Source organism: Pseudomonas sp. SDT291_1_S447, from assembly GCF_054070155.1.
In genome coordinates, this window is sequence record NZ_JBSVXS010000003.1 from 98,106 (window position 1) to 123,814 (window position 25,709).

The following is a 25,709-nucleotide window of genomic DNA, read 5'->3' on the forward strand; positions in this document are numbered from 1 at the left end:
ATGGAAACCCGAGCGCATCATGTGTTGATCGGCCTGTTCACCGTGATCGTGGTGGCAGGCGCCCTGCTCTTCGGTCTGTTCTTGGCCAAGTCCAGCGTCGACACCGAGTTCAAGGATTACGAGATTGTCTTCAGCGAGGCGGTCAGCGGCCTGTCCAAGGGCAGCCCGGTGCAGTACAGCGGGATCAAGGTCGGCGATGTGATCAATCTGCGCCTTGATCCAAAGGATCCGCGGCGGGTGCTGGCGCGGATTCGTCTGGCCGGTGATACGCCGGTCAAGGAAGACACCCAGGCCAAACTGGCGCTGGCCGGGATCACCGGCACTTCGATCATCCAGCTCAGCGGCGGCACGCCCGAGAGCCCGAAACTGCGTGGGCATGACGGTAATCTGCCGACCATCGTCGCCTCGCCCTCGCCTATTTCGCGCTTGCTCAATGACTCCAACGATTTGATGACCGGCATCACTGCGCTGCTGCAGAATGCCAATCAGATGTTCTCTGCCGAGAACGTCGAGCGCGTGAGCAAAACCCTCGCCCATCTGGAGCAAACCACCGGGACGATCAACGATCAGCGCGGTGACATCAAGCAAGCCATGCAGCAACTGGCGACCGTCGGTAAACAGGCCGGCAGCATGCTCGAACAGACGTCGCTGCTGATGCGTAACGCCAACGGTTTGATCAACGACCAGGGCAAACAGGCACTGGGCAGCGCCGAGCAAGCGATGAAGTCGCTGGAACAAAGCACGACCACCATCAGCACCTTGCTCAGCAAAAACGAAAACTCCCTCGACAATGGCATGCAGGGCCTGAATGGCCTGGCCCCGGCGATCCGCGAACTGCGCGAGACGCTGACTTCGTTGCGCGCCATCTCGCAACGCCTTGAGGCCAATCCCAGCGGCTACTTGCTGGGCCGTGACAAGAACAAGGAATTCACGCCATGAAGCTGACTCGACTTGCCCTCTTCGCTGCCGGTTTTTCCTTGATCAGCGCCTGCTCGATTCTGCCCGAGTCCGAGCCGTCGGATGTCTATCGCCTGCCGACTGCCCAGGCGCCCGCCTCGACCATTTCACCGGCGACTCAGTCCTGGTCGTTGCGGCTGAACAAGCTGCAGGCCAGTGAGGCGTTGAACCGGCCGACGATTGCGGTGATTCCGCAGGGCGACGTGATCAGCAGCTACAAGGGCTCGCGCTGGAGCGATCCGGCGCCGGTGCTGGTGCGTAATCGTTTGCTCGACGGCTTTCAGCGCGATGGCCGGGTGACGTTGCTCAGTACCGATGACAGCAACTTTGCCGCGGATCTGGAATTGGGCGGGAATTTGCAGGCGTTTCAGACCGAGTATCAGGGCACGCAGGCCAGCGTCGTGGTGCGGGTCGATGCGTTGCTGGTGCGCGGTTATGACCAGCGGATTCTGGCCAGCCGCCGGTTTGAGGAGCGTCAGCCTCTGAACGATGTGCAGGTGCCAGCGGTGGTCGCCGGGTTTGGTCAGGCCAGTGATCGACTGACCGCGAAAGTTGTTGCCTGGGCCGTCGACCAGGGTCAGAAACTAGCCCCCCCGACCCCCTGACTCACCACAAATCCCCTGTAGGAGTGAGCCTGCTCGCGATAGCGGACTGACAGTCACCGATGATGGCGACTGATAAACCGCTATCGCGAGCAGGCTCACTCCTACAGTTTGGATTTGTGGTTAGCCGAAGAACCAGTAGCAGACGAAGATCGCACCCACGACACCGGCAAACTCCGCCAGCAACGCACACCCCACCGCATGCCGCGCCCGCTGAATCCCCACCGCGCCGAAGTACACGGCCAACACATAGAACGTGGTCTCGGTACTGCCCTGAATCGTCGCCGCGACCAGCGCCGGGAAGCTGTCGACGCCCGAGGTCTTCATCGTCTCGATCAACATCGCCCGCGCCGCACTGCCGGAGAACGGTTTGACCATCGCCGTCGGCAACGCATCGACAAACCGCGTGTCCCAACCGGCCCACTCGATCAGATGACGAATACCGTCCAGACCAAAGTCCAGCGCCCCGGAGGCACGCAGTACGCCGACCGCACAAAGCATCGCCACCAAATACGGCAGCAGATTCTTCGCCACGTCGAAGCCTTCTTTGGCGCCTTCGACAAACGCCTCGTAAACCTTCACCTTCTTCAAAGCGCCGATCAGCAAAAACAGCATGATCAACCCAAACAGCGTGAGATTGCCGAGGATCGACGACAATCCCGCCAAAGCCGTCGCCGAAAGCGTGCCGAGCAGCGCCATAAAGCCACCGAGAATCAGCGCGCCGGGAATCAGATAAGCCAACACCACCGGATCCCAGATGCGCAGCCGCTGTATGAACGCCACCGAGAGGAAGCCGACGATCGTCGAGCAACTGGTCGCCAGCAGGATCGGCAGGAACACCAGCGTCGGATCCGGCGCGCCTTGCTGGGCGCGGTACATGAAGATTGTCACCGGCAGCAGGGTCAGGGAGGAGGCGTTGAGCACCAGGAAGAGGATTTGCGCGTTACTGGCGATGGTGGCACTGGGATTGAGCTCTTGCAGCGCCTTCATGGCTTTCAGGCCGATCGGCGTGGCGGCGTTGTCCAGACCGAGGCCGTTGGCGGCGAAGTTCAAAGTGATCAGGCCAAGGGCGGGGTGGCCGGGTGGGACTTCCGGCATCAGCCGCAGGAACAGCGGGCCGAGCACCTTGGCCAGCCATTCGACGATCCCGGCCTTCTCGGCAATGCGCAGAAAGCCCAGCCACAGGGTGAGGGTGCCGAACAGCAGCACCATGACCTCGACCGAGAGCTTGGCCATGGCGAAAATGCTTTCCACCATCGCCGCAAAGATCCCGGCGTTGCCGCCGATCAGCCACTGCGCCAGCGCCGATACGGCTGCCACGATGAAGAAGCCAAGCCACAGGCCATTAAGCATCAGTCAAATCCCCCGAAGAATGCGGCGAATGATAACGGGGTCGCCAGAAACGACAAACCCCGGATTTCTCCGGGGTTTGTTGGTAAGCCTTGCATCAATCACTGTGGGAGCGAGCTTGCTCGCGAAGGCGGTGTGTCAATCAACATAATTGTTGAATGTGCCGGCCTCTTCGCGAGCAAGCTCGCTCCCACAGGGTTTTGCATTACGGCTTCGAGATTTCGCCTGCTGGCAGTTTTTCCTTGCTGCGCCAGTGCGGCAGGGAGTTCCAGTAGCGCTGGCCCTTGGCGTCGTCGTACATGCCTTCCCAACGCGCGATAACCAGTACCGCCAAAGCATTACCAATCACGTTCAGAGCGGTACGCGCCATGTCCATGATGCGGTCGACACCGGCGATGAACGCCAGACCTTCCAGCGGAATACCCACGCTGCCCAGAGTCGCCAGCAGCACCACGAAGGACACACCCGGTACACCGGCGATACCTTTGGAGGTGACCATCAGGGTCAGCACCAGCAGCAGTTGTTGGCTGATCGACAGATCGATGCCGTACAGCTGAGCAATGAAGATCGCGGCGATCGACTGGTACAGGGTCGAACCGTCGAGGTTGAACGAGTAACCGGTTGGGACCACGAAGCTGCAGATGGCTTTCGGTGCGCCGTAGGCTTCCATCTTCTCGATCACGCGCGGCAGCACGGTTTCCGAAGACGCGGTGGAGTAGGCCAGCACCAGCTCATCCTTGAAGATGCGCATCAGCTTGATCACCGAGAAGCCGAACAGCTTGGCGATCAGGCCCAGCACCACGAAGGCGAAGAAGGCGATGGCGACGTAAACCAGGATCACCAGTTTCGCCAGCGGCAGCAGCGAGGCGAAGCCGAAGTTGGCGACGGTCACCGCGATCAGCGCGAATACGCCGATCGGCGCGTAGTTCATGATCATGTGGGTGACTTTGAACATGCTTTCCGAGACGCCCTGGAACATCTTCACCAGCGGCTCGCGCAGGTCCGACTGCAGGCTCGACAGGCCGAGACCGAACAGCACGGAGAAGAAGATGATCGGCAGCATTTCGCCGCGGGCCATGGCCGCGAAGATGTTCGACGGGATCAGGTTGAGGATGGTCTCGATGAACGCGTGTTCATGTTGTACTTCGGCGGCAGTCGCCTGGTACTTGGAAATGTCCACCGTACCCAAGGTGCTCATGTCGATGCCGGTACCTGGATGGAACAGGTTGGCCAATACCAGACCGACGACGATGGCGATGGTGGTGACGATTTCGAAATAGATGATCGTCTTCAGGCCGATACGCCCGAGCTTTTTGGCGTCGCCCACGCCGGCGATGCCGACGATCAGGGAAGAGATGACGATCGGAATCACGATCATCTTGATCAGACGGATAAAGATATCGCCTGCCGGTTGCAGGACGTTGCTGATCCACCAGGCCTTTTCGGCACTGAAGTGGTTGAGCAACGCACCAATTGCAATACCCAAAACCAGACCGATGAGGATCTGCCAGGCGAGGCTAATTTTTGCCTTCTTCATTATCTTTACCCTTACTTGCGTTTGACTCAGGCACATGCAGGAACTGGAACGCTCTTTAGCGGAAAAGTCTGTGCATCTGCCTCCGTATAAGGTGCCCCGAAGCGCGTATTTACAGCTCTTCGGCAGGCGAAAAAAGGCGCAACTATTCCGATGCAAGGTTGCGCCGTCTAATGCCGTAAACGCCTACCCTATGCCGAATCGGCATGAGCTTTTTTTAATGAAACTGGCGTCCCAACCGGTTCGATTGTGACATTTCGGCCGGCATAAGTGCCGTGAACCGGTCATCACAGCGAAGGTTGGTTGTTTTTTGAACAAGAAAAATCGACTAAAAACTTAGGAAAAAGCCTACGTTGGAAGACTAGAAGTCCTACTGTTTAAACGGTTTTTTTGTCGATATACGGTCGCCAGGAAACACCGCGTAATGTTTTCGCGCGCAGTGTCAGCGATAAAAGGAACGAGCTGGACGCTCTGGATCAAGGTTTTATCTGATTGAAAGCTCAGCGCAAGTCCGTCGAACCACTGTGGGTCGGCGAACCTGCGGCGCAGCTTTTACCCTGACCCGGCCCTTGCGCAGGCACTCCCTGTACCCGTAGGTCACTCCGACCCTGTAACAGTCAGAACGTCCCGGCCCCCTGGTCATGCGCCTGCCTTCCTCAGGTGGGCGCAATGGAAGGCAGCAGGGCTGCTGCCTTCATGTTCAAATCAGTACCACTTCGGATCTTTCTTCAGGGTTTCCATCAAAAGATCCTGCATGCCCTGGTCGGGTTTGCCGAGGAAGCGGTAGGTGGCATGTCGCGTTGGCGACTTGTCGGCCGGCAATCCTTCGGGCACATCGACGAGCATGGCGTAAGCATCTTTCTTGTCGAAACTGAAGGCGACGATCAAGCGGTGGTTGAGGCATTTGTCCGCAGATTCGCAGAGCGGTCCAACCAGATATTGATCGCCATCTTCAGTCACGGCATTCATCTGTTGGTCAGGCGTGCCGGACAGGTTCATCACCCATTCCGGCAGGCGTTCTTCCTTCTTCACCACGCCTTCCCAGGTTTCGCGGTATTGCGGGTCGGAACTCAGGAGTTCGTTGACCCGCGTCTGGCCGTCATTGGCCGCCATCGCCATGGCACTACCGCCCAGAAGCAGGGCGGCTGCCAGTGTCTTTAACGCACTCATCGTTAACCTCGGCCGCGACGGCCAAAGAAGAAGGAAGCGATGAACATCACCAGGAACACGACAAAGAGAATCTTGGCGATACCCGTGGCGGTGCCCGCGATACCACCGAAGCCCAGTACTGCAGCGATGATGGCAATGATCAAGAATGTAATTGCCCAGCTCAACATGGTGATTCTCCTTACTTCTCTATTTGGGGGTGTTACGTGTTCCGACGCGTTGCGTCTGAATCTGTTCAATCAATTAGAAAACCCAGCGCTCTTCACGTGGCATCTGATCCTGTGGTTGCACTTGATCGACGTCCATCATGCGCATCGAGGTGCTTTCGGTATGGCTGCTGCTGACGGCGCTGAAGTGCACTTGTGTCGCATGCTGCACCGAGATCAACGGCTCTGGGCGCTGGCTGTTTTCCCAGCTCAGGTACTGCTGGCAGGCAATCAGGGTGATCAACAGCGCAAGTACGCCGAACAGGCCTTGCTGGATATGCAGTGGCGAGATACGCACTTGGGCGGCACGTTGGCGAGTCATCCTGGGTTCCTCACTCTTATTCGGTTGGGGCAGTTCATTTCTGCCCGGGGCTGAGTGAGTTATTGCAGCCTGCGTGCCAGTTTTTTCATTGAAAAATATTCAATAAAATCAATAGGTTATAAGGGTGATATAAAACGTTGGCGACGCATCCTGCACGATGGGTCATCTGAGATCGTGCGCAATGCACGATTTTTTCGTAGGAGATTTCATTCTTATGGAATTGAGAGCAGGGCGCAGATGTCAGAAAAGTACGCAGGGAATGCCCTGCAAATCGGTGATTGTTTAAAAAATCAACAAAACCAATAACTTGGCTGTAAAGGCAGGAGAGAGCTACCCTCCTATGGCTGGCATCGTTCAGAATCAACCATGCAACTTGCCCGATTTCTCCGGGACTAACATAAGACCAATCACTATGGAGCGTAGGAAAAATGGAATCTGCCACTGAGCATCAAGGCCGCATTCTGCTGGTGGACGACGAGTCCGCCATCCTGCGTACCTTCCGTTATTGCCTCGAAGATGAAGGCTATACGGTTGCCACAGCCAACAGCGCCGCTCAGGCCGACGCCTTGTTGCAACGCCAGGTCTTCGACCTGTGCTTCCTTGACTTACGCCTGGGCGAAGACAATGGGCTCGACGTGTTGGCGCAGATGCGCATTCAGGCGCCGTGGATGCGCGTGGTGATTGTCACCGCGCATTCGGCTGTCGATACCGCCGTCGATGCGATCCAGGCAGGCGCTGCCGATTATCTGGTCAAGCCATGCAGCCCGGATCAACTGCGTCTGGCCACCGCCAAGCAACTGGAAGTTCGCCAATTGTCGGCGCGTCTTGAAGCGCTTGAAGGCGAGATACGCAAACCGAAGGACGGTCTCGATTCCCACAGCCCGGCGATGAAGGTCGTACTGGAAACGGCTCGCCAGGTTGCCAGCACTGACGCCAACATTCTTATTCTCGGCGAGTCCGGCACTGGTAAAGGTGAGCTGGCCCGAGCGATTCATGGCTGGAGCAAACGCGAGAAGAAATCCTGCGTGACCATCAACTGCCCGTCGTTGACCGCAGAATTGATGGAAAGCGAGTTGTTCGGCCACAGTCGTGGTGCGTTTACCGGTGCCAGCGAAAGCACCTTGGGTCGAGTCAATCAGGCCGACGGCGGCACACTGTTTCTCGACGAGATCGGCGATTTTCCCCTGACCTTGCAACCGAAGTTGCTGCGTTTTATTCAGGACAAGGAATACGAACGGGTAGGGGATCCCGTCACCCGTCGCGCCGACGTACGCATTTTGGCGGCGACCAACCTCAATCTGGAGGACATGGTCCGTGACGGCCGCTTCCGTGAAGACCTGCTCTATCGACTGAACGTCATCACCCTGCACTTGCCGCCACTGCGCGAACGTGCCGAGGACATTCTCACCCTGGCCGACCGTTTCCTCGCGCGCTTCGTCAAGGAATATGCACGTCCGGCGCGCGGCTTCAGCGACGAGGCCCGTGAAGCGCTGCTCGGTTACCGCTGGCCGGGCAATATTCGTGAACTGCGTAACGTGGTCGAGCGGGCCAGCATCATCTGCCCGCAGGAACGCGTGGAAATCAGCCATCTCGGCATGGCCGAGCAACCGGCCAACAACGCGCCACGAGTGGGCGCGGCGTTGAGTCTGGATGAGCTGGAGAAAGCTCACATCGGTGCAGTTCTGGCCACCGCCGGCACCTTGGACCAAGCAGCCAAAACCCTGGGCATTGACGCCTCGACCCTGTATCGCAAGCGCAAGCAGTACAACCTGTGAGTGCCGGGCGATGAAACTGGCGATGAAGTTGCGGACCCGGTTGTTTCTGAGTATCTCCGCACTGATCACCGTGGCCTTGCTCGGGCTGTTGCTTGGGCTGGTCAGCGTGATGCAGATGGCCGGAACGCAAGAAGCTTTGGTGCGCAGCAACTTCGTCACTTTGGATCTGGGGCTCAAGTTGCGGCAGACGCTGGGTGATCAACTGATCATCATGCTCGCGGAAAAGCCTGATCCCGTGGCGTTCGAAGCGTCGAAGCAGCATTACTTCGAGTTGCTGGACCAAGGCATCACCCAAGAGCAAGAGGGCGATGGCCGGCTATATGGCTTCAGTCGGGCAAAAGCGGATTATCTGAGCTTTCTGGAAGCATTCGATTTGTCGCGTGACCCGGCCGGCTCCATAAGCAGCAGCGCTGACTTCAGGGAGCGCTTCAACACGCTGCGCAACGGACTGATCACCGAGCACAAGCATGCACTGGACAACATCAACGCGGTACAGAGTGAGGCGCGTGACCGAGCCTTGTTGATTGCGGGTCTGCTGGGATTTGTCGGATTGGCGGTGCTGATCATCGGTTTCATCACGGCCCACGGCATTGCCCGGCGTTTTGGCGCGCCGATCGAGGCTCTGGCGAAAGCGGCGGACAATATCGGCCAAGGCAATTTTGAAGTAACCCTGCCGATTTCTTCGGCGATGGAGATGAATCTGCTGACCAAACGCTTCGGCCTGATGGCCGAGGCACTGCGCGAGCATCAGGCGACCAATGTCGACGAATTGCTCGCCGGTCAGCAACGCTTGCAGGCGGTGCTCGACAGTATCGATGACGGTTTGCTGATGATCGACCGACAAGGGCATCTGGAGCACCTCAATCCGGTCGCCCAGCGGCAATTGGGCTGGGAAGATGATCGCCTCGGTCAGGGTCTGGGCTCGGCGCTGGAACGCCCAGAGCTGGATGCGCAGCTGCAACTGGTGCTGCGTGGCGGCACGCTGGAGCGGGCGCCGGAAGATTTGAGTATCGAGGTCGACGGCGAATCACGCTTGCTGACCTACAGCCTGACCCCGGTCAGTCACACCCAAGGTCATATCCTCGGCGCGGTGATGGTGTTGCACGACGTCACCGAGCAGCGCGCCTTCGAACGGGTACGCAGTGAATTCGTCTTGCGCGCCTCCCATGAACTGCGCACGCCGGTCACTGGCATGCACATGGCGTTCGGTTTGTTCCGCGAACGGGCGAAGTTTCCTGCGGAGTCGCGCGAGGCTGATCTGCTCGACACCGTGAACGAGGAAATGCAGCGCCTGATGCAGTTGATCAATGACCTGCTCAACTTCTCGCGTTATCAGAACGGCCTGCAGAAACTCACGCTGGCGCCGTGCTCCATCGAAGATTTGCTCGAGCAGGCGCAATTGCGCTTTGCCGATTCGGCGGCGGCCAAGGGCATCGCCCTGAATGTCGAAGTGCAGGGGCCGCTGCCACGTTTGCAGGCCGATCAGGCGCAACTCGATCGCGTGCTCGACAACCTGATCGATAACGCGCTGCGTCATACCGCCCGCGACGGTCAGATCCGTTTACAGGCGCGTCGACATGGCGAGCGGGTGATCATCAGCGTCGAGGACAACGGCGAAGGCATTGCCTACGGCCAGCAAGGCCGAATCTTCGAACCGTTCGTGCAGGTCGGCCGCAAAAAGGGCGGTGCCGGGCTTGGTCTGGCGCTGTGCAAGGAAATCGTCCAGCTGCATGGCGGACGTATGGGGGTTTATTCGCGGCCGGGGCAGGGCACGCAGTTCTATATGGCGCTCGCCGTTTAGGCTTCGTCGTCCATGCGCCTTCCCGCGAGGCGTCGGCCACGGGTGATCAATTCAATGAATTGCACCGCGCTCAGCGCATGGGCGAACAACCAGCCCTGACCGAACTTCACTCCTTCGCTGCTGAGCAATTGCGCCTGTGATTCCAGCTCGATGCCTTCGGCAATCACTTTCAGATCCAGCGCCTGGGCCATGTGAATGATGTGCGGGGCGACGCCGCTGCTCGCCGCGTCATGGCCCAGTGCATCAATGAACGCCTTGTCGATTTTCAGGCAATCGACCGGCAAGGTCTGCAGGTAGGCGAGGCTGCAATAGCCGGTGCCGAAGTCATCAATCAGCACTTGATGGCCGACATCGCGCAAGGCTTGCAGGTTTTCCCGCGCCACCACCACATCAATCAACCCGCGTTCGGTGACCTCGAAGGCAATCTGCCGCGCGGCGACTCGATGCAATGTGAGCAAGCGCGCCATGACCAGACCGATGCGCGGCACCATCACGTCGCAGGCTGCGAGGTTGACCGAGATATACAGCTGCGGGTTGGCGCGCAGCAATTGGCCCAATTGCTCCAGCAGACGCTGCAGGACGAAATCGGTCATCTGGCGGATCTGCCCGGTGTTTTCCGCCATGGGGATAAACAGGTCAGGGCTGGTCAGTGTGCCGTCAGGGCGGCGCCAGCGCAGCAGGGCTTCGGCGCCCACGCAGTTGCGGCTGTCGAGATCGAAGATCGGCTGATAGAGCACCTGTAACTCACCGCGACGAATCGCGCCGTGAAGCTCGGCGTCCATCGACTGACGCTGGCGCACCAGCAGGAAAACGAAGAATCCCGAAAATGCGCCAAGCAGCACACAAGCCGGGACCATCCACCACCAGATGGCAGGAATATGCATACCGGTTCTGGGTGTGATCAGCACCAGCTGATATTCCGGGTTGTCGGTGGGCATGCGATAGATCAGCCGGGTTTGTGTGACTTGCAAGGCATCGCGGCTTTTCGGTGGCCATTGTTCCGTGGGTGGCCAGGCTTGCGCCAGGCCGAGTACCGGAATGGCCCGGGTGCCGTGATCGAGTACTACCAAAAGGCTGCTGCCGGGCGACAGATCGACCATGTCGGTCAGGTGCCCGCGCGAAGTGGCTACGCGGAAATTGCCGCGCCCCAGCATCAGCGCCGCGCGGTTTTCATCGGGTTCGGTGGTGGTGTTCAGCCAATAGCTGTAAGTCGGCCCTTTGATATCCGGCGCCCGCACTACCGACACGCCTTCCTGACGCGGACGGTTGGAGCAGATCCGTGAGGCGTCCATATAGGCTGCTTCATAGACGAAGCGATAGTTGAAGGTGACCTGCTGCAGGGTGGCGATCATTTCATCGTCACAACTGCGCAACGGCTGTGCTTCGAGATCGTCGAGACTTTCACGCAACTGGCCGAACAATTGTTCGAGGCGGGCGAGGAAACGTTCGCCTTGCGCGTTCATTTCCTGACTTTCGCTTTGCTCGACCTGACGCATTGCCACGAACATACCGCCGGCGATCAGCAGGCTGGCACTGAGGACAGCCGCGATCATCGCCAAAAACCAGGGGCGATAAAACCAGCTACGCAGCGTCTCTCGGGTAGCAACCATCATGGAATATCCGAAGAATTACCAATGAGTTATAGCTGCTGATTGCGATTTCGCCCTGACCGTCGGGCGGGCGTCATTATTTTGTCTGATTGAGCACCAGCAACAACGCTGCCGTTTGCGCATCCGGCGTGCCATCGAAGCGCGAAGGCCGGAAGTGCATCTGGAACGCAGCGAGGACGTGGCGCGTCGCAACGTCCAGTTCGCCGGTTTGCGGCGTGTCATAACCCAAGTGCGCCAGTTGTGCCTGGAACCAGCTGATGCTCGGCAGTTCGCTGCTGTTGAACAGCGCTTGCTGGCGCGCCACGGCTTGTTCATTTGGCCACAGGCCCAAACCTTCGGCGGCGAGGCGTTTCCACGGGAACAACGGCCCTGGATCAAGCTTGCGCAGCGGCGCGATGTCGCTATGGCCGATGATGTGCTGCGGGCTGATGCCGTTGCGTTTGCTGATGTCCTTGAGCAGTACGATCAGCGATTGAATCTGCGCTTCGCTATACGGATACCACAGCCGTCCGGTCGGCGTGTCCTTGAACCCCGGATTGACGATTTCGATGCCGATCGAACTGGAGTTGAGCCAGGTGCGGCCCTGCCATTGGCTTTCGCCGGCGTGCCAGGCGCGCTGGTTTTCATCCATCAGTTTGTAAATGGTGCCGCTCTTGTCGTCGCCGATCAGGTAATGGCTGCTGACTTCGCCATGGGTCAGCAATTGCAGCGAGCGCTCCAGCGATGTCGAGGTGTAGTGGACGACCACGAACTGGATACGGCTGTCGTAATTGGCCGAAGGATGGCTGGTGTCATAGCGCGGGGCGCTGGCACAACCGGCCAGAACAAGCAGCGAAGCGAGGAGGGCAAAGAATTTCATGGCAGAGGGCAGTACACGCAAGACAGTAATGCAACAGTGTAACGTACTGCCTTGCGTCTCGACGGTCAGCGGGCGGATTTAAACAAAATGGAACAATTTGCTCAGCCCAGCTCGACCCGATTGCGTCCCGCGTTTTTCGCCCGGTATAGCGCCTGATCGGCTCTTTTCAACACAAGGTCGCTGTGTTCTCCAGCACGGAATGTCGCCAGCCCCATGGAAATGGTGATGGTCACCCGCTCGCCCTTGAAGTGGAACGGGCAGGCTTCGATCGCTGCGCGCAGGGTTTCCAGCAGTTTGGCGCCGACGGCTGGCGGCGTTGCCGGCATCAACAGAACGAACTCTTCCCCGCCGAAACGGGCAATGAAGTCGGAGCCGCGCAGGCGTTTGCGCAGCACGGTGGCGATGATTTTCAGCACTTTGTCGCCGGCCAGATGGCCGTAGTTGTCATTGATGCGTTTGAAGTGATCAAGGTCGAGCATCGCCAGGCTCAGGGTGTTGCCGTGCTGCTGCCACTGCTTGATCTCATGCTCGAGGCGTTCGCTCCACGCGGCGCGGTTAGGCAGGCCGGTGAGCGGGTCGATCAGGGCTTTTTGGCGTTGTACTTCAAGATGTTCGCGGAAACCCTGGGCTTCCTGCTCCATGTGCGCCACGCGCTCGGACAGGCTTTTGAGCCTTGTGGCGACTTCCTGTTCACGAGCGTCACGCTGCTTCTGGTGCTGGTCCATAGTGCCGAGCAGGCCTTCGAGATGGTTCTCCAGCACTTGCTTGAGGTCATCCAGATCCGCAGCTTCCTGCATGCTGGTCTGCAAGCCGTCGACCTGCTCACGGATTTGCGTGTCCATCGCTCGCGCTGCCGAGCTGTTATCGGCGTGACCTTCACTGGCCGCTTGCAGGTTGCTCTGGAACGCTTCGAGGCGTTCGTTGAGCTGTTGCAGATAGGCTTCGAATTCATGCTGACCGCTGTCAGTGATCGCCAGCATCAACGTGGCGAGATCGTCGAGGATCGGGATCAGTTCGTACCAGTTCAAGCCGTGCTTGAGCCGTTCACGCATCGCTTCGGCTTGAGGACGGTGACGTTCGGGCAGGGTCAGGTCGTCGAGCAGCCCGATCAGGGTGTCTTCGATGTGCTTGGCCACGGAGCTGTAGGACGGCTCTGGAGTGTCCGGCAGGGCGAACAGGATGTCGTGCTCGGGTTGCTCCGGGTCGATGGCCGCCAGTGCCTGAGCAATCGGTTCGGGCAGGGGCAGGCTGTCGAGGATCAGCGGTGTCGGGTCGCCGGGGTGGATCAATTCGTCGGGGTTGAAGCCGGAGACCGTGACTGGTGTCGGCGTGACACTCGGCGCCATGGCAACTTCAGGTTCGGCCTGCGCTGCTTCAGCGGCAACGGGCGCTGTTTCGCTGGCGAGGGGGGGTTGAAACGCAACCACGTCAGGTTCCGGCTGAGGTTCCGAGAGCGGTGAGGGTATCTCAGTCGCGGGCTCGAGTTGTTTGATCACGGCGGCGGTGATGACCGGCCCTGCAACAGCGGCAGTCTGCAAGGGCGCTGGTTCTGGCTCGGCTTCTGATGCGACAGGCGCTTGCGCATCACGTGGTGCCGGAGTTGGCGCGGGTGCTTCTGCGCTCGGGGCTGGCGCTTCTTCGCTGTCACGGCTGCCAAACAAACGCTGCAACAATCCTGGGCGTCCCGGTTCGGCTGGCGTTTCCAGCTGACTCAAAGCCTTGCCCTGCAAGCCGCTGAGTTCACTCAGCAGCAATGGCATTTCTCGCGCAGAGCCGACGCGGCCATCCAGTTGTTTGGCGAACTTCTTCAAGGGCTGGGCGACTTCACGCGGCAGTGGCAACGCCTGCAACTGGGTGACCAGCGACGTCAGTGCGCTACTGACCTGATCGATACGGGTTTCGCGGCGCTGCTCGGAATCGAGCACGGCTTTTTCCAGGCGCGGCAGCAGGGCGGCCAGGCCAGCGTCCATGTCGTCGGTGCGCACTACGTCGCGCATCTCCTTCATGCACTGATCAACGACTTTATCGGTGCCTTCAGCCGCCAGTGTGCTGCGCACCAGACCGCGACGCAGCAAATCGAGCCTGGCGGCCCAGCGGCGTTCGAGTTTGTCCTGCTGTTCGATGCTTTTGAGGTACTTCTCTTTCCAGCGCTGGGCGTCGTCGCTCATTCAGGGGTTCCGCGAGGGGCAGGACTCAACGCGGGCAATGCATCGGCCGTGAGCGAACCCGGCAGACGAATCTCTACCGCGACCGGCAGGTGATCGGAAATCGGTTGGGCCAGCACTTCGACCTTTTCCAGGGTCAGGGTCGGGCTGAGCAAAATATGATCAAGGCAACGCTGAGGACGCCAGCTGGGGAATGTCGCTTCCACCTGCGGGGCCAGCAGGCCGAGATCGCGTAACGGAGAATGTTGTAGCAGATCGCTGGCGTGGGTGTTCATGTCACCCATCAACACTTGGTGTTTATAGCCACCGATCAGCTCACGAATATAGGCCAGCTGCAGGCTGCGGGTTCGCGCGCCAAGAGCCAGGTGCATCATTACCACCACCAGCGCTTCCGGGCCTTCGCCGAAACGCAGCAGGATCGCGCCGCGACCTTTCGGGCCGGGCAGCGGGTGATCTTCAATCGCCGACGGTTTCAGGCGACTGAGCACGCCATTGCTGTGCTGGGCCAGCCGACCGAGGTTGCGATTGAGTTGTTGGTACCAGTAGGGGAAGGCGCCGAGATGGGCCAGGTGTTCAACCTGATTGACGTAGCCTGAACGCAGGCTGCCGCCATCGGCTTCCTGCAGAGCGACCAGATCGAAGTCGCCGAGCAAGTCGCCGATCTTTTGCAGATTGCCTGAGCGCCCGGTGTGCGGCAGCAGATGCTGCCAGCTGCGGGTCAGGTAATGTCGATAACGCTCGGTGCTGATGCCGACCTGGATATTGAAGCTAAGCAAGCGCAGACGATGGTCTGCTGGCAAGCCTGTCGATGCCAGGTGGTGCTCGTTGACCTGTGGATCATGCAGGCCAACGATGCGCTCCGACTTCCAGCGGCGCATGGCAGTTGCCGCGCTTAGTTGGCAGCAGCCTTGGTTGCCGCTCGCTCTTTGGCGACCAGTTGGTCAGCCAGTTGCAGCGCTTGCTCGGCACCACCGGCAGAGCCGATGTCGAAGCGGTATTTGCCGTTGACGATCATGGTTGGCACGCCAGTGATTTCATACTTCTTGGCCAGTTCACGGGCCTTGACGATCTGGCCTTTGATGGCGAACGAATCGAAGGTGGCGAGGAACTTGTCCTTGTCCACGCCTTGGGTGGCGAGGAAGTCAGCCATGTCGTTCTTGTCGGTCAGCTTCTTGTGTTCTTTCTGGATTGCGTTGAACACGGCGTTGTGAACCTTGTGCTCGACACCCATCGCTTCCAGGGTCAGGAACATTTGACCGTGAGCGTCCCACGGGCCGCCGAACATGGCCGGGATACGCACGAAGTTGACGTCTTTGGGCAGTTTTTCAACCCATGGGTTGATCACCGGCTCAAACGCGTAGCAATGCGGGCAGCCATACCAGAACAGCTCGACCACTTCGATCTTGCCAGGCTCTGCAACCGGCACCGGGTTGGCCAGTTCCACGTAAGGGGCGGCAGGTGCTTCGGCGGCTTGAGCGGTCACACCGAACAGGCTGGCAGCGACGAGGGCGGCGCTGATGATCAGATTACGCATGCTTTACTCCTGGACAATTTTGGTCGCCTCGCGCGACCTGTTTTCAGACAGATCCTGGCGGGCATGAGTTCTGTAGTGTAACGGCAGCGGCCACAAAAAAGGGCGGCCAAAGCCACCCTTTTTATACTTGCTGCGACGGATTAATCGAGCGTTAACGTTGCACTCCTGCATTGGGTCACGTAACCCCCCTGTAGGAGCTGCCGAAGGCTGCGATCTTTTGATCTTCAGCCTCGCTCAACACCCGATCCGGCGTGCTTAGTGCAGACCCTGAATGTAGCTGGAGACCGCAGCGATGTCTTCGTCGCTCAGGCGCTTGGCGATGGTCTGCATGGTCATGGTGTCGCCGTCGTTGGTACGACCGCCTTCTTCCTTGCGGAAATCGGTCAGCTGCTTGGCGATGTATTGAGCGTGTTGGCCACCCAGATGCGGGAAGCCGGCCGCGGCGTTGCCGGCGCCGTTCGGTGAGTGACAGCCGGTGCAGGCTGGCAGGCCTTTGGCGAGGTTGCCGCCACGGAACAGCGCTTCACCGCGAGCGACGATCTTCGGATCGGCGGCGCCGACGCTGCCTTTCTGGCTGGCGAAGTAGGCGGCGATGTCGGCCAGGTCCTGATCGCTCAGGTTGGTCAGCAGGCCGGTCATTTCCAGAACGGTGCGCTTGCCCGACTTGATGTCCTGCAGTTGCTTGGTCAGGTAGCGTTCACCTTGACCGGCCAGTTTCGGAAAGTTTGGCGCCATGCTGTTGCCGTCCGGGCCATGGCAGGCTCCGCAAACGGCGGCTTTTGCCTGGCCAGCTGCGGCATCACCAGCAGCATGGGCGAAACCTGAGATTCCCACGGTCAACAGCAGACTCACGATCAATTTGTTCATCAGCTAATCCAACTACGGCTAAGGGTTAAGTTATGGACCGGGTTTACTCGCTCATCCAAAGGATGATGGCTTGGTAATCCTCGGCACTGCAGTCCATGCACAAACCACGCGGCGGCATCGCCTTGAAACCCTGGGTCACGTGTTGCACCAGCGTCCCCATACCTTTCGCCAACCTCGGCGTCCAAGCTTCCTGATCGCCTCTTTTGGGCGCCATGGGTAGTTGGCCGGAATGACAGGCACCACAAACACGGTTGTACACAGCTTCCGGATCCTGTGTAGCCTGTGCGCTGTAAAGCGGCATCAAGACTCCGGCAGCCAGCAGCCATTTCGTCATAAAACGACCTTTTCAGGGTTGAGAGCGTTCTGCGTTCTAATGCGCAATCAAGGTCTGTCGCTCTCGTGAACTTCATCCTACGCTGGGACAAAGCACACACAAAATCTGCGGCATTATATACTGGCGTCACTGAAACGGAAGCGACACCGCGTTCCGCGCCCAATCCCGGCGCCGCCCACATCGGAAATCCCATGCAACTCAAGAATCCCATCCTCGGCCTGTGCCAACAGTCCACGTTCATGCTCAGTGCCGCCAAAGTCGATCAATGCCCTGACGACGAAGGCTTCGAAGTGGCGTTTGCCGGTCGTTCCAACGCCGGCAAATCCAGCGCACTGAACACCCTGACTCACGCCAGCCTGGCGCGTACCTCGAAAACTCCGGGTCGCACACAGCTGTTGAACTTCTTCAAGCTAGACGAAGATCGCCGTCTGGTCGACCTGCCGGGCTACGGTTACGCAAAAGTACCGATCCCGCTGAAGATGCACTGGCAGCGTCACCTTGAGGCTTACCTCGGTGGCCGCGAGAGTTTGAAGGGTTTGATTCTGATGATGGACATCCGTCATCCAATGACCGACTTCGACCTGCTGATGCTCGACTGGGCCGTTGCCGCCGGCATGCCGATGCACATCCTGCTGACCAAGGCCGACAAGCTCACCTATGGCGCAGCCAAGAACACCCTGCTCAAAGTGCAGTCGGAAATCCGCAAGGGCTGGGGCGATCTGGTCACCATCCAGCTCTTCTCCGCGCCAAAACGCATGGGCCTGGAAGAGGCCTACACTGTACTGGCCGGCTGGATGGAACTGGCAGACAAAGGCGCCGAGGCGGCAGCCGAGTAATCGGGATAGGGAAATTTGTTTGTAGTGTGCTCAGGCAAGGCGAAAGCACGGTGAAAAGCGGCCGGGGTCGCGCTCGACTTTAGGGGACCTAAATGAGCATTTGAGCTGTGCTTTCAACGCAGCATGAGCGCGCTACAGACAAATTTTGGGCAAAAAAAGCCCCGGATTTCATTGGGGAGGGAGAAATTCCGGGGTTTAAGTTCCGAACCGCTAGGGCGGGGTTCAGATATCTGCCAACACTTAACACAACATAGGAGCATCGAAGGGCTTCACCAGCCATTCAGTATCTCTGAGTGGTGTCCTTCCAGATTAGTTCAGATTTTTTTCAAAAAGCTTTGGAATAATCTCAAGCGCTTTTCGAAATAAGCAGATTTTACCGGCGTTACCGCGACTACAAGTCGCGGCAAACCGTGTTCAAAAGGCTCAGTGAGCCTCATCCCAATTGTTGCCCACACCCACTTCGACCAGCAGCGGCACATCCAGCTTCGCCGCTTCGCTCATGTGCACGCGGATCTCGGCACTGACCTGTTCGACCAGATCCTCACGAACCTCCAGCACCAGTTCATCGTGGACCTGCAGGATGACTTTGGCGTCCAGCCCGGACGTCGCCAGCCAGTTATCCACAGCCACCATGGCTTTCTTGATGATGTCCGCGGCCGTGCCTTGCATCGGCGCGTTGATCGCCGTGCGCTCGGCGGCAGCGCGCTCCTGCGGCTTGTTCGAGTTGATTTCCGGCAGGTACAGACGACGACCGAAGAACGTCTCGACATAACCCTGATCCGCCGCCTGCGCGCGGGTGCGATCCATGTATTCGCGAACCCCCGGATAACGGGCGAAGTAGGTGTCGATGTAAGCCTTGGCGGTCTTGGTGTCGACGCCGATGTCCTTGCCGAGCTTCTGTGCGCCCATGCCGTAGATCAGGCCGAAGTTGATCGCCTTGGCGCCACGGCGCTGGTCGGAGGTCACTTCGTTGAGCTCGACCTTGAACACTTCGGCAGCCGTCGCGGTATGCACGTCCAGGTTGTTGCGGAAGGCATTCATCAAGCCCTCGTCCTTGGACAGGTGCGCCATGATCCGCAACTCAATCTGCGAATAGTCCGCCGCCAGCAGTTTGTAGCCTTTTGGCGCGACGAACGCCTGACGGATGCGTCGACCTTCAGCGGTGCGTACCGGGATGTTCTGCAGGTTCGGATCGCTCGAAGACAAACGCCCGGTCGACGCCACAGCCTGGTGATAAGAAGTGTGAATGCGCCCGGTGCGCGGGTTGATCTGCTCCGGCAGGCGATCGGTGTAGGTGCTTTTCAGCTTGCTCATCGAACGGTGCTCCATCAGCACCTTCGGCAAGCGGTGATCGTCTTCAGCGAGCTTCGCCAACACTTCTTCAGCGGTCGACGGCTGACCCTTGGCAGTTTTCTTCAGCACCGGCAGACCGAGTTTCTCGTAGAGAATCACGCCCAGTTGCTTCGGCGAGCCAAGGTTGAATTCTTCCCCGGCGATTTCGAACGCTTCGCGCTCCAGCGCAACCATTTTGTTGCCCAGCTCGATGCTCTGGATGCCGAGCAGCTCCGCGTCAACGAACGCGCCTTGGCGTTCGATGCGTGCGAGAACCGGCACCAACGGGATTTCGATGTCGGTCAGCACGCTGGCCAGACTCGGGATGGCGCTGAGCTTTTCGAACAAAGTCTGGTGCAAACGCAACGTGATGTCAGCATCTTCGGCGGCGTACGGCCCGGCCTGTTCCAGGGCGATCTGGTCGAAGGTCAGCTGCTTGGCGCCTTTGCCGGCGATGTCCTGGAAGCTCACAGTGGTGTGATCCAGGTACTTCTGCGCGAGGCTGTCCATGTCGTGGCGGGTAGCGGTGGAGTTGAGCACGTAAGACTCAAGCATCGTATCGAAGGCGATGCCGCGCACGGTGATGCCGTTGTTCTGATCGCCGCCGATGGCGCAGTTGGCCAAAATGTTCATGTCGAACTTGGCGTGCTGGCCGACCTTGAGCTTGCTCGGGTCTTCGAGAATCGGCTTGAGCGCGCGCAGCACGGTGTCGCGATCAAGCTGTTCCGGCACGCCAATGTAGGAGTGGGTCAGCGGGATATACGCGGCTTCGTTGGCCTGCACGGCGAACGACAGACCGACCAGTTGCGCCTGCTGCGCGTCGATGCCGGTGGTTTCGGTGTCGAAGGCGAACAGCTTGGCGTTGTTCAACTTTTCCAGCCAGACGTCAAAGCGCGCCTGATCGAGGATGGTTTCGTAAGCGGCTTCAGCGGGAGCGGCAGGCGCTTCTTCCGCTGGCGCGCTAAACAGATCGCCGGCCACCGCAGGCTCGCTGGCTGCGCTCAGTTCCAGACGCTTGGCGTCGCGATCCAGATCATTGATCCAGCTTTTGAATTCCAGCAGCGAGTACAGCTCGTAGAGCTTGGCCGGGTCTTCCGCGCCCATCTGCAGATCATCCAGTTCGACGTCCAGCGGCACGTCGACCTTGATGGTCGCCAGTTGATAGGAGAGGAACGCCATCTCCTTGTGCTCTTCGAGCTTGGCCGGCAGGGTTTTCGCGCCGCGAATCGGCAGGGTCGGGACGATGTCGAGATTCGCGTACAGCTCGGTAAGGCCGCCATTGACGCCGACCAACAGGCCGGACGCAGTCTTCGGGCCGATGCCCGGAACGCCCGGAATGTTGTCGGACGAATCGCCCATCAGCGCCAGATAATCGATGATCTGCTCCGGTGCGACGCCGAATTTCTCCTTCACGCCTTCCACGTCCATCGAACTACCGGACATGGTGTTGACCAAGGTAATGTGGCCATCGACCAGTTGCGCCATGTCCTTGTCGCCGGTGGAGATGACCACCGGGCGATCCGCCGCCGCGCTGCTGCGGGCGAGGGTGCCGATGACGTCGTCGGCCTCGACGCCTTCCACGCACAGCAGCGGGAAGCCGAGGGCGATCACGCTCTGGTGCAGCGGCTCGATTTGCACGCGCATGTCGTCGGGCATGCTTGGGCGGTTGGCTTTGTATTCGGCGTACATCTCATCGCGAAATGTCCCGCCCTTGGCGTCGAACACCACGGCGAACGGGCTGTCCGGGTACTGCTTGCGCAGACTCTTGAGCATGTTCAGCACGCCTTTGACCGCACCGGTCGGCAGGCCTTTGGAGGTGGTCAGTGGTGGCAGCGCGTGAAAGGCGCGGTACAGGTAAGACGAACCGTCCACCAGGACGAGGGGGGCTTGGCTCATGAGCAGGATCAACCTTTTCGGCGGGTCCGGCGCTAGAATAGCGGGACCGTTGACGACAAAGGGACAAGGTTATCATGCGTACGTTAAATCGCTTGCTGCTGGTCGGTCTGATTGCTGCCTCACCGTTGGCCGCGATGGCGGCGGATGATGCGCCCGCTTCGGAGCCGGAAGTTACGATCAACACGCACACGGAAGGCGACAAGGTCATCCAGGAATACAGTCGCAGTGGCTTCGTCTATGCGATCAAGGTCACGCCAAAGGGTGGCAAACCGTATTTCCTGGTGCGCGCCGATGGTACGGACGCGAACTACATTCGCTCCGACCAGCCGGATATGCTGATTCCGTCGTGGGAAATCTTTACCTGGAAGTAAGATTCCCGACTTTTAATCGGCGTCGCCTGACCGCGACGCCTGAACTGAGCAGTTTTTAACCATGTCTGTGTTCACTCCCCTGGCTCGGCCCGAGCTGGAAACCTTTCTCGCCCCTTACGGGCTTGGCCGTCTGCTTGATTTCCAGGGGATCGCCGCCGGCAGCGAAAACACCAACTTCTTTATCAGCCTGGAGCAGGGCGAATTCGTCCTGACCCTGGTCGAGCGCGGCCCGGTGCAGGAGATGCCGTTTTTCATCGACCTGCTCGATGTCCTGCACGAAGCCGATCTGCCGGTGCCGTACGCGCTGCGCACCACCGACGGCGTGGCATTGCGTGAACTCAAAGGCAAGCCGGCATTGCTGCAACCGCGCCTGTCCGGCAAGCACATCAAGGTCGCCAACGCGCAGCATTGCGCGCAGGTCGGCGAGTTGCAGGCGCACTTGCACCTGGCGACCCAAGGCGAGCGCATGATCAAGCGCAAGACCGACCGTGGCCTGGACTGGATGCTGGAGGAGGGCACGGAGTTTCTTTCGCACCTGAGCGATGAGCCGCGTGCCTTGCTGCAAAAGGCCCTAGATGAAATCACCGAGCGCAAAGACAAGATTCTTGCGCTGCCCCGGGCGAACATCCACGCCGACCTGTTTCGCGATAACGCGATGTTCGAAGGCACGCACCTGACCGGGCTGATCGACTTTTACAACGCCTGCTCGGGGCCGATGCTGTATGACGTGGCGATTGCCTTGAACGACTGGTGTTCGGACGAGGACGGTTTGATCGATGGACCGCGTGCCCGCGCCTTCCTTGGCGCTTATGCGGCGCTGCGACCGTTCACGGCGGCGGAGGCTGAGTTGTGGCCGACCATGCTGCGCGTGGCCTGCGTGCGGTTCTGGCTGTCGCGGTTGATCGCGGCGGAGCAGTTTGCCGGGCAGGACGTGTTGATTCACGATCCCAAGGAGTTTGAGCAGCGCTTGGCGCAGCGGCAGCAGGTACACACGCCGCTACCTTTCGCCCTCTGAGTTAATTCTGGACGCTAACTCGAACCTGTGGGAGCGAGCTTGCTCGCGAATGCGACGGCACATTCAGCATATTCGTTGACTGGCCCACCGCTTTCGCGAGCAAGCTCGCTCCCACAGGGTTTGAGTTGTTACAACGATTCCAGGCACCCGGCCAGATCGTTACCTAACTTTTCCAGCACCTGCTCATAGCCCTGAGCCGTCGCCGGGGTGTACCCGCCTAACGCATCCAGCTCAGCCAGTTTCACCGGCAGCCCGGCCACCAAAGTCTCGGCTAGGCGAGGGCGCAACGGCGGCTCGCTGAACACACAGGTTTTGCCGACTTCCTGCAAGCGCTTGCGCATCGCCGCGACATGCTGCGCGCCCGGCTGCACTTCGGTGGCCACGCTGAACACACCGGCATGCTTCAGGCCATAAGCTTCTTCAAAATAATCAAACGCCTCGTGGAAGACGAAGTACGGCTTGCCTTCAACACTGGCCAGACGCTTCTTCAAACGCTGATCCAGCGCATCCAGACGCTCATCAAACGCCTTGGCGTTGCTCTGATAGCGCTCGGCATTGGCTGGGTCAGCGGCGCTCAAGTCAGCCGCCATCTTGTCGGCAATCACCCGCGCATTCACCGGCGATAGCCACAAATGCGCATCCAGCGTGCCCGGACGATGATCGTGATCATGCTCGTCAGCCTCTTCGGCGTGGGAATGGCTGTCTTCAGCAAAACGCCGCAGCTTCATCCCCGGCAGATCCTGCACGGCGACGCTCGGCAGCGTACGACCGTTCAGCACGCGCGGCAGGAAACCTTCCATGTCAGGGCCGATCCAGTAGAGCAGATCGACCGACTGCACCTTCCGTACGTCGGATGGCCGCAGGGCGTAATTGTGTGGCGACGCACCCGGCGGCAGCAGCACTTCGGGAATCGCCACGCCGTCCTGCACGGCCGCTGCAATCAGCTGCAACGGTTTGATGCTGGTGAGGACTTTGACCTCGGCCTGAGCCGAACCGATCAGCAGAAAACTGGCGACAAAAGCCACAAAAACAGAAAAAAGTCGGGACACGATGACCACTCAAGGAGGCGAGAACGGGTAACATAATAACGTCTCTATCAAAACTCGTCGCCGCCCATGCCTATTACACCGATCGCCAGCCGTCCCCACGACCACTCACATTGCGTGCACAGCGCTTTGTCCGAGGCCGATACCTTGTGCGCCCAGAAAGGCTTGCGCCTGACCGCGTTGCGCCGCCGGGTGCTGGAATTGGTGTGGCAGAGCCACAAGCCGCTGGGCGCTTACGACATTCTTGCCGTGCTCAGCGAGCAGGACGGCCGCCGCGCCGCGCCGCCGACCGTGTACCGTGCGCTGGATTTCCTTCTGGAAAACGGCCTGGTGCACCGCATCTCCTCGCTCAACGCCTTCGTCGGCTGCGTGCACCCGGAGCACGCGCATCAGGGCCAGTTCCTGATCTGCCGCGATTGCCACGCTGCTATCGAGCTTGAGCAAAAAGTGATCAGCGACGCAATCATCAACAGCGCCAAAGACGTCGGTTTCATCGTCGAAGCGCAGACCGTCGAAGTCGTCGGCCTTTGCTCCGGTTGCCAGGGGGCTTGATGAGCAATGCGCTGATCCGTCTGGAGCAGGTCGCCGTCACGTTTGCCGGGCAGGCTGTGCTGGACAACATCGAACTGAGCGTCGAGCCGGGGCAGATCGTCACCCTGATCGGCCCCAATGGCGCCGGCAAGACCACGCTGGTGCGCGCCGTGCTTGGTTTGTTGAAACCGGACAGCGGCAGCGTCTGGCGCAAGCCGAAGCTGCGTGTCGGCTATATGCCGCAAAAACTTCACGTCGATCCGACCTTGCCGCTGTCGGTGCTGCGCTTTCTGCGGCTGGTGCCGGGCGTTGATCGTCCGCGTGCATTGGCGGCGCTAAAAGAAGTTGGCGCCGAGCACGTTATCGACAGCCCGGTGCAAAGCGTTTCCGGTGGTGAAATGCAGCGTGTGCTACTTGCTCGGGCATTGCTGCGCGAACCTGAATTGCTGGTGCTCGACGAGCCGGTGCAGGGTGTTGATGTTGCCGGCCAGGCCGAGCTTTACAGCCTGATCACCCGTCTGCGCGACCGCCACGGCTGCGGCGTGCTGATGGTGTCCCACGATTTGCATCTGGTGATGAGCACCACCGACCAGGTGGTCTGCCTCAACCGTCATGTCTGCTGCTCCGGGCATCCCGAGCAGGTCAGCGGCGATCCGGCGTTTGTCGAGCTGTTCGGCAAGAACGCGCAGAGCCTGGCGATCTATCACCACCATCACGACCACGCTCACGACCTGCACGGTTCGGTGGTCAAAGGGCCGGTTATTGGCCAACCTCACGTTCATGGAGACAACTGCAAGCATGGCTGATTTTCTGTTGTATGCCCTGCTTGCAGGTCTGGCGTTGGCGATCGTTGCAGGTCCGCTGGGTTCGTTCGTGGTCTGGCGGCGCATGGCCTATTTCGGCGATACCTTGTCCCACGCCGCACTGCTCGGCGTGGCGTTGGGCTTTTTGCTGGATGTCAGCCCGACCGTTGCGGTGACCGTTGGCTGCCTGCTGCTGGCGGTGCTGCTGGTAACCCTTCAACAGCGTCAACCGCTGGCGTCTGACACGCTTTTGGGAATTCTCGCACCGAGCACGCTCTCTCTCGGCCTGGTGGTACTAAGCTTCATGCATGAAGTGCGGATCGACCTGATGGCCTATCTGTTCGGCGACCTGCTGGCGATCAGCCCGACCGACTTGGCGTGGATCCTTGGCGGTAGCGCGGCGGTGCTAGTGTTGCTGGTGACGCTGTGGCGGCCGTTGCTGGCGATCACTGTGCACGAAGAGTTGGCCAAGGTCGAAGGCCTGCCGGTTGCAGGCCTGCGCATGGCGCTGATGTTGTTGATTGCGGTAGTAATCGCGGTGGCGATGAAAATCGTCGGTGTGTTGCTGATTACCTCGCTGTTGATCATCCCGGCGGCTGCGGCACAGCGTCACGCCCGTTCGCCGGAGCAGATGGCACTGGGCGCGAGCCTGCTGGGCATGCTCGCGGTGTGTGGCGGGCTGGCGCTGTCGTGGTTCAAGGACACCCCGGCGGGGCCGTCAATCGTTGTGACGGCGGCCGCACTGTTTCTGTTGAGTTTTGTTCTGCCCCGTCGCGGGGTGTAGACTTGGCCGCTT

General features: G+C 59.6%; 24 protein-coding genes. 10 read left to right on the forward strand and 14 right to left on the reverse strand.

Annotated features, from left to right (window positions below):
- Both ACW9IR_RS02275 and ACW9IR_RS02280 read left to right on the forward strand, forming a co-directional pair.
- Positions 1–939 carry an MlaD family protein gene (locus ACW9IR_RS02275; protein ID WP_016986431.1) on the forward strand — a complete coding sequence of 313 codons (939 nt, stop codon included), beginning with the start codon at positions 1–3 and terminating at the stop codon, positions 937–939.
- On the forward strand, positions 936–1,562 hold the full coding sequence (locus ACW9IR_RS02280; protein ID WP_102902556.1) for an ABC-type transport auxiliary lipoprotein family protein: 627 nt from the start codon (positions 936–938) through the stop codon (positions 1,560–1,562). Before ACW9IR_RS02275 ends, ACW9IR_RS02280 begins: the two co-directional genes overlap by 4 nt.
- 120 nt (positions 1,563–1,682) lie before the next feature.
- Here the strand turns inward: ACW9IR_RS02280 and ACW9IR_RS02285 are convergent, their stop codons facing one another.
- The 5 genes from ACW9IR_RS02285 to ACW9IR_RS02305 all read right to left on the reverse strand — a co-directional run bounded on the left by ACW9IR_RS02285 (position 1,683) and on the right by ACW9IR_RS02305 (position 6,138).
- Positions 1,683–2,912, reverse strand: coding sequence for a nucleoside recognition domain-containing protein (locus ACW9IR_RS02285; RefSeq protein ID WP_457461459.1), 1,230 nt, complete (start codon positions 2,910–2,912; stop codon positions 1,683–1,685).
- A gap of 202 nt (positions 2,913–3,114) precedes the next feature.
- Positions 3,115–4,446, reverse strand: coding sequence for a glutamate/aspartate:proton symporter GltP (gltP, locus tag ACW9IR_RS02290; RefSeq protein WP_016986434.1), 1,332 nt, complete (start codon positions 4,444–4,446; stop codon positions 3,115–3,117).
- 702 nt (positions 4,447–5,148) lie between these two features.
- The gene (locus ACW9IR_RS02295; RefSeq protein WP_016986435.1) at positions 5,149–5,613 is read right to left on the reverse strand and encodes an inhibitor of vertebrate lysozyme family protein; all 465 of its coding nucleotides are present in this window, start codon (positions 5,611–5,613) and stop codon (positions 5,149–5,151) included.
- A gap of 2 nt (positions 5,614–5,615) precedes the next feature.
- Entirely contained in the window at positions 5,616–5,780 is a 165-nt protein-coding gene (locus ACW9IR_RS02300) for a DUF1328 domain-containing protein (protein ID WP_003177151.1), read from the reverse strand.
- A gap of 73 nt (positions 5,781–5,853) precedes the next feature.
- A complete protein-coding gene (locus ACW9IR_RS02305) occupies positions 5,854–6,138 on the reverse strand; it encodes a hypothetical protein (protein WP_102902559.1) in 285 nt (94 codons plus the stop codon).
- Between the two features lie 428 nt (positions 6,139–6,566).
- Here ACW9IR_RS02305 and algB point away from each other — a divergent pair, with 428 nt between their 5' ends.
- Both algB and ACW9IR_RS02315 read left to right on the forward strand, forming a co-directional pair.
- Positions 6,567–7,913, forward strand: coding sequence for a sigma-54-dependent response regulator transcription factor AlgB (algB, locus tag ACW9IR_RS02310; RefSeq protein WP_025112294.1), 1,347 nt, complete (start codon positions 6,567–6,569; stop codon positions 7,911–7,913).
- A gap of 10 nt (positions 7,914–7,923) precedes the next feature.
- Positions 7,924–9,714 carry an ATP-binding protein gene (locus tag ACW9IR_RS02315; RefSeq protein WP_457461462.1) on the forward strand — a complete coding sequence of 597 codons (1,791 nt, stop codon included), beginning with the start codon at positions 7,924–7,926 and terminating at the stop codon, positions 9,712–9,714.
- Here ACW9IR_RS02315 and ACW9IR_RS02320 read toward each other — a convergent pair.
- The 7 genes from ACW9IR_RS02320 to ACW9IR_RS02350 all read right to left on the reverse strand — a co-directional run bounded on the left by ACW9IR_RS02320 (position 9,711) and on the right by ACW9IR_RS02350 (position 17,083).
- Positions 9,711–11,324, reverse strand: a complete 1,614-nt coding sequence (locus ACW9IR_RS02320) for an EAL domain-containing protein (protein ID WP_150708330.1) — start codon at positions 11,322–11,324, stop codon at positions 9,711–9,713. The genes ACW9IR_RS02315 and ACW9IR_RS02320 overlap by 4 nt on opposite strands.
- A 76-nt stretch (positions 11,325–11,400) precedes the next feature.
- Positions 11,401–12,183, reverse strand: a complete 783-nt coding sequence (locus ACW9IR_RS02325; RefSeq protein ID WP_457461464.1) for an N-acetylmuramoyl-L-alanine amidase — start codon at positions 12,181–12,183, stop codon at positions 11,401–11,403.
- Positions 12,184–12,284: 101 nt separating this feature from the next.
- Positions 12,285–14,351, reverse strand: a complete 2,067-nt coding sequence (locus ACW9IR_RS02330) for a diguanylate cyclase (protein ID WP_457461466.1) — start codon at positions 14,349–14,351, stop codon at positions 12,285–12,287.
- On the reverse strand, positions 14,348–15,226 hold the full coding sequence (locus ACW9IR_RS02335) for an endonuclease/exonuclease/phosphatase family protein (protein WP_150708333.1): 879 nt from the start codon (positions 15,224–15,226) through the stop codon (positions 14,348–14,350). The genes ACW9IR_RS02330 and ACW9IR_RS02335 overlap by 4 nt, the downstream gene beginning before the upstream one ends.
- A gap of 14 nt (positions 15,227–15,240) precedes the next feature.
- On the reverse strand, positions 15,241–15,882 hold the full coding sequence (locus tag ACW9IR_RS02340; RefSeq protein ID WP_016986442.1) for a thiol:disulfide interchange protein DsbA/DsbL: 642 nt from the start codon (positions 15,880–15,882) through the stop codon (positions 15,241–15,243).
- A gap of 255 nt (positions 15,883–16,137) precedes the next feature.
- Complete coding sequence (locus ACW9IR_RS02345) at positions 16,138–16,749, reverse strand: c-type cytochrome (protein ID WP_095119646.1); 612 nt, start codon at positions 16,747–16,749, stop codon at positions 16,138–16,140.
- Positions 16,750–16,792: 43 nt separating this feature from the next.
- Positions 16,793–17,083 (reverse strand): c-type cytochrome, encoded by a 291-nt coding sequence (locus ACW9IR_RS02350; protein WP_038365005.1) that lies wholly within the window; start codon positions 17,081–17,083, stop codon positions 16,793–16,795.
- A 191-nt stretch (positions 17,084–17,274) separates the two neighbouring features.
- Here ACW9IR_RS02350 and yihA point away from each other — a divergent pair, with 191 nt between their 5' ends.
- On the forward strand, positions 17,275–17,919 hold the full coding sequence (gene yihA, locus ACW9IR_RS02355; RefSeq protein WP_008081236.1) for a ribosome biogenesis GTP-binding protein YihA/YsxC: 645 nt from the start codon (positions 17,275–17,277) through the stop codon (positions 17,917–17,919).
- Positions 17,920–18,342: 423 nt separating this feature from the next.
- Here yihA and polA read toward each other — a convergent pair whose 3' ends face one another.
- Entirely contained in the window at positions 18,343–21,147 is a 2,805-nt protein-coding gene (gene polA / locus ACW9IR_RS02360) for a DNA polymerase I (protein WP_457461470.1), read from the reverse strand.
- Between the two features lie 74 nt (positions 21,148–21,221).
- Here polA and ACW9IR_RS02365 point away from each other — a divergent pair, with 74 nt between their 5' ends.
- Complete coding sequence (locus ACW9IR_RS02365; protein ID WP_008081231.1) at positions 21,222–21,518, forward strand: DUF2782 domain-containing protein; 297 nt, start codon at positions 21,222–21,224, stop codon at positions 21,516–21,518.
- 61 nt (positions 21,519–21,579) lie between these two features.
- On the forward strand, positions 21,580–22,533 hold the full coding sequence (locus ACW9IR_RS02370) for a homoserine kinase (RefSeq protein WP_034152241.1): 954 nt from the start codon (positions 21,580–21,582) through the stop codon (positions 22,531–22,533).
- Positions 22,534–22,661: 128 nt separating this feature from the next.
- On the opposite strand, the gene ACW9IR_RS02375 is transcribed toward ACW9IR_RS02370, so the two are convergent.
- The gene (locus tag ACW9IR_RS02375) at positions 22,662–23,582 is read right to left on the reverse strand and encodes a zinc ABC transporter substrate-binding protein ZnuA (protein ID WP_102902603.1); all 921 of its coding nucleotides are present in this window, start codon (positions 23,580–23,582) and stop codon (positions 22,662–22,664) included.
- A 66-nt stretch (positions 23,583–23,648) separates the two neighbouring features.
- Here ACW9IR_RS02375 and ACW9IR_RS02380 point away from each other — a divergent pair, with 66 nt between their 5' ends.
- Genes ACW9IR_RS02380 through znuB form a run of 3 tightly spaced genes read left to right on the forward strand, consistent with a single transcriptional unit; the run spans position 23,649 to position 25,697 of the window.
- Positions 23,649–24,131, forward strand: a complete 483-nt coding sequence (locus ACW9IR_RS02380; RefSeq protein ID WP_007911760.1) for a Fur family transcriptional regulator — start codon at positions 23,649–23,651, stop codon at positions 24,129–24,131.
- Entirely contained in the window at positions 24,131–24,916 is a 786-nt protein-coding gene (gene znuC / locus ACW9IR_RS02385; RefSeq protein ID WP_103302927.1) for a zinc ABC transporter ATP-binding protein ZnuC, read from the forward strand. The genes ACW9IR_RS02380 and znuC overlap by 1 nt, the downstream gene beginning before the upstream one ends.
- A complete protein-coding gene (znuB, locus tag ACW9IR_RS02390) occupies positions 24,909–25,697 on the forward strand; it encodes a zinc ABC transporter permease subunit ZnuB (protein ID WP_007911758.1) in 789 nt (262 codons plus the stop codon). Before znuC ends, znuB begins: the two co-directional genes overlap by 8 nt.
- Positions 25,698–25,709 lie beyond the last annotated feature (12 nt).

Coding starts and splice junctions, on each gene's coding strand:
- ACW9IR_RS02275 (WP_016986431.1), top strand. CDS start 1: ATGGAAACCCGAGCGCATCATGTGTTGATCGGCCTGTTCACCGTGATC.
- ACW9IR_RS02280 (WP_102902556.1), top strand. CDS start 936: ATGAAGCTGACTCGACTTGCCCTCTTCGCTGCCGGTTTTTCCTTGATC.
- ACW9IR_RS02285 (WP_457461459.1), bottom strand. CDS start 2,912: ATGCTTAATGGCCTGTGGCTTGGCTTCTTCATCGTGGCAGCCGTATCG.
- gltP (WP_016986434.1), bottom strand. CDS start 4,446: ATGAAGAAGGCAAAAATTAGCCTCGCCTGGCAGATCCTCATCGGTCTG.
- ACW9IR_RS02295 (WP_016986435.1), bottom strand. CDS start 5,613: ATGAGTGCGTTAAAGACACTGGCAGCCGCCCTGCTTCTGGGCGGTAGT.
- ACW9IR_RS02300 (WP_003177151.1), bottom strand. CDS start 5,780: ATGTTGAGCTGGGCAATTACATTCTTGATCATTGCCATCATCGCTGCA.
- ACW9IR_RS02305 (WP_102902559.1), bottom strand. CDS start 6,138: ATGACTCGCCAACGTGCCGCCCAAGTGCGTATCTCGCCACTGCATATC.
- algB (WP_025112294.1), top strand. CDS start 6,567: ATGGAATCTGCCACTGAGCATCAAGGCCGCATTCTGCTGGTGGACGAC.
- ACW9IR_RS02315 (WP_457461462.1), top strand. CDS start 7,924: ATGAAACTGGCGATGAAGTTGCGGACCCGGTTGTTTCTGAGTATCTCC.
- ACW9IR_RS02320 (WP_150708330.1), bottom strand. CDS start 11,324: ATGGTTGCTACCCGAGAGACGCTGCGTAGCTGGTTTTATCGCCCCTGG.
- ACW9IR_RS02325 (WP_457461464.1), bottom strand. CDS start 12,183: ATGAAATTCTTTGCCCTCCTCGCTTCGCTGCTTGTTCTGGCCGGTTGT.
- ACW9IR_RS02330 (WP_457461466.1), bottom strand. CDS start 14,351: ATGAGCGACGACGCCCAGCGCTGGAAAGAGAAGTACCTCAAAAGCATC.
- ACW9IR_RS02335 (WP_150708333.1), bottom strand. CDS start 15,226: ATGCGCCGCTGGAAGTCGGAGCGCATCGTTGGCCTGCATGATCCACAG.
- ACW9IR_RS02340 (WP_016986442.1), bottom strand. CDS start 15,882: ATGCGTAATCTGATCATCAGCGCCGCCCTCGTCGCTGCCAGCCTGTTC.
- ACW9IR_RS02345 (WP_095119646.1), bottom strand. CDS start 16,749: ATGAACAAATTGATCGTGAGTCTGCTGTTGACCGTGGGAATCTCAGGT.
- ACW9IR_RS02350 (WP_038365005.1), bottom strand. CDS start 17,083: ATGACGAAATGGCTGCTGGCTGCCGGAGTCTTGATGCCGCTTTACAGC.
- yihA (WP_008081236.1), top strand. CDS start 17,275: ATGCAACTCAAGAATCCCATCCTCGGCCTGTGCCAACAGTCCACGTTC.
- polA (WP_457461470.1), bottom strand. CDS start 21,147: ATGAGCCAAGCCCCCCTCGTCCTGGTGGACGGTTCGTCTTACCTGTAC.
- ACW9IR_RS02365 (WP_008081231.1), top strand. CDS start 21,222: ATGCGTACGTTAAATCGCTTGCTGCTGGTCGGTCTGATTGCTGCCTCA.
- ACW9IR_RS02370 (WP_034152241.1), top strand. CDS start 21,580: ATGTCTGTGTTCACTCCCCTGGCTCGGCCCGAGCTGGAAACCTTTCTC.
- ACW9IR_RS02380 (WP_007911760.1), top strand. CDS start 23,649: ATGCCTATTACACCGATCGCCAGCCGTCCCCACGACCACTCACATTGC.
- znuC (WP_103302927.1), top strand. CDS start 24,131: ATGAGCAATGCGCTGATCCGTCTGGAGCAGGTCGCCGTCACGTTTGCC.
- znuB (WP_007911758.1), top strand. CDS start 24,909: ATGGCTGATTTTCTGTTGTATGCCCTGCTTGCAGGTCTGGCGTTGGCG.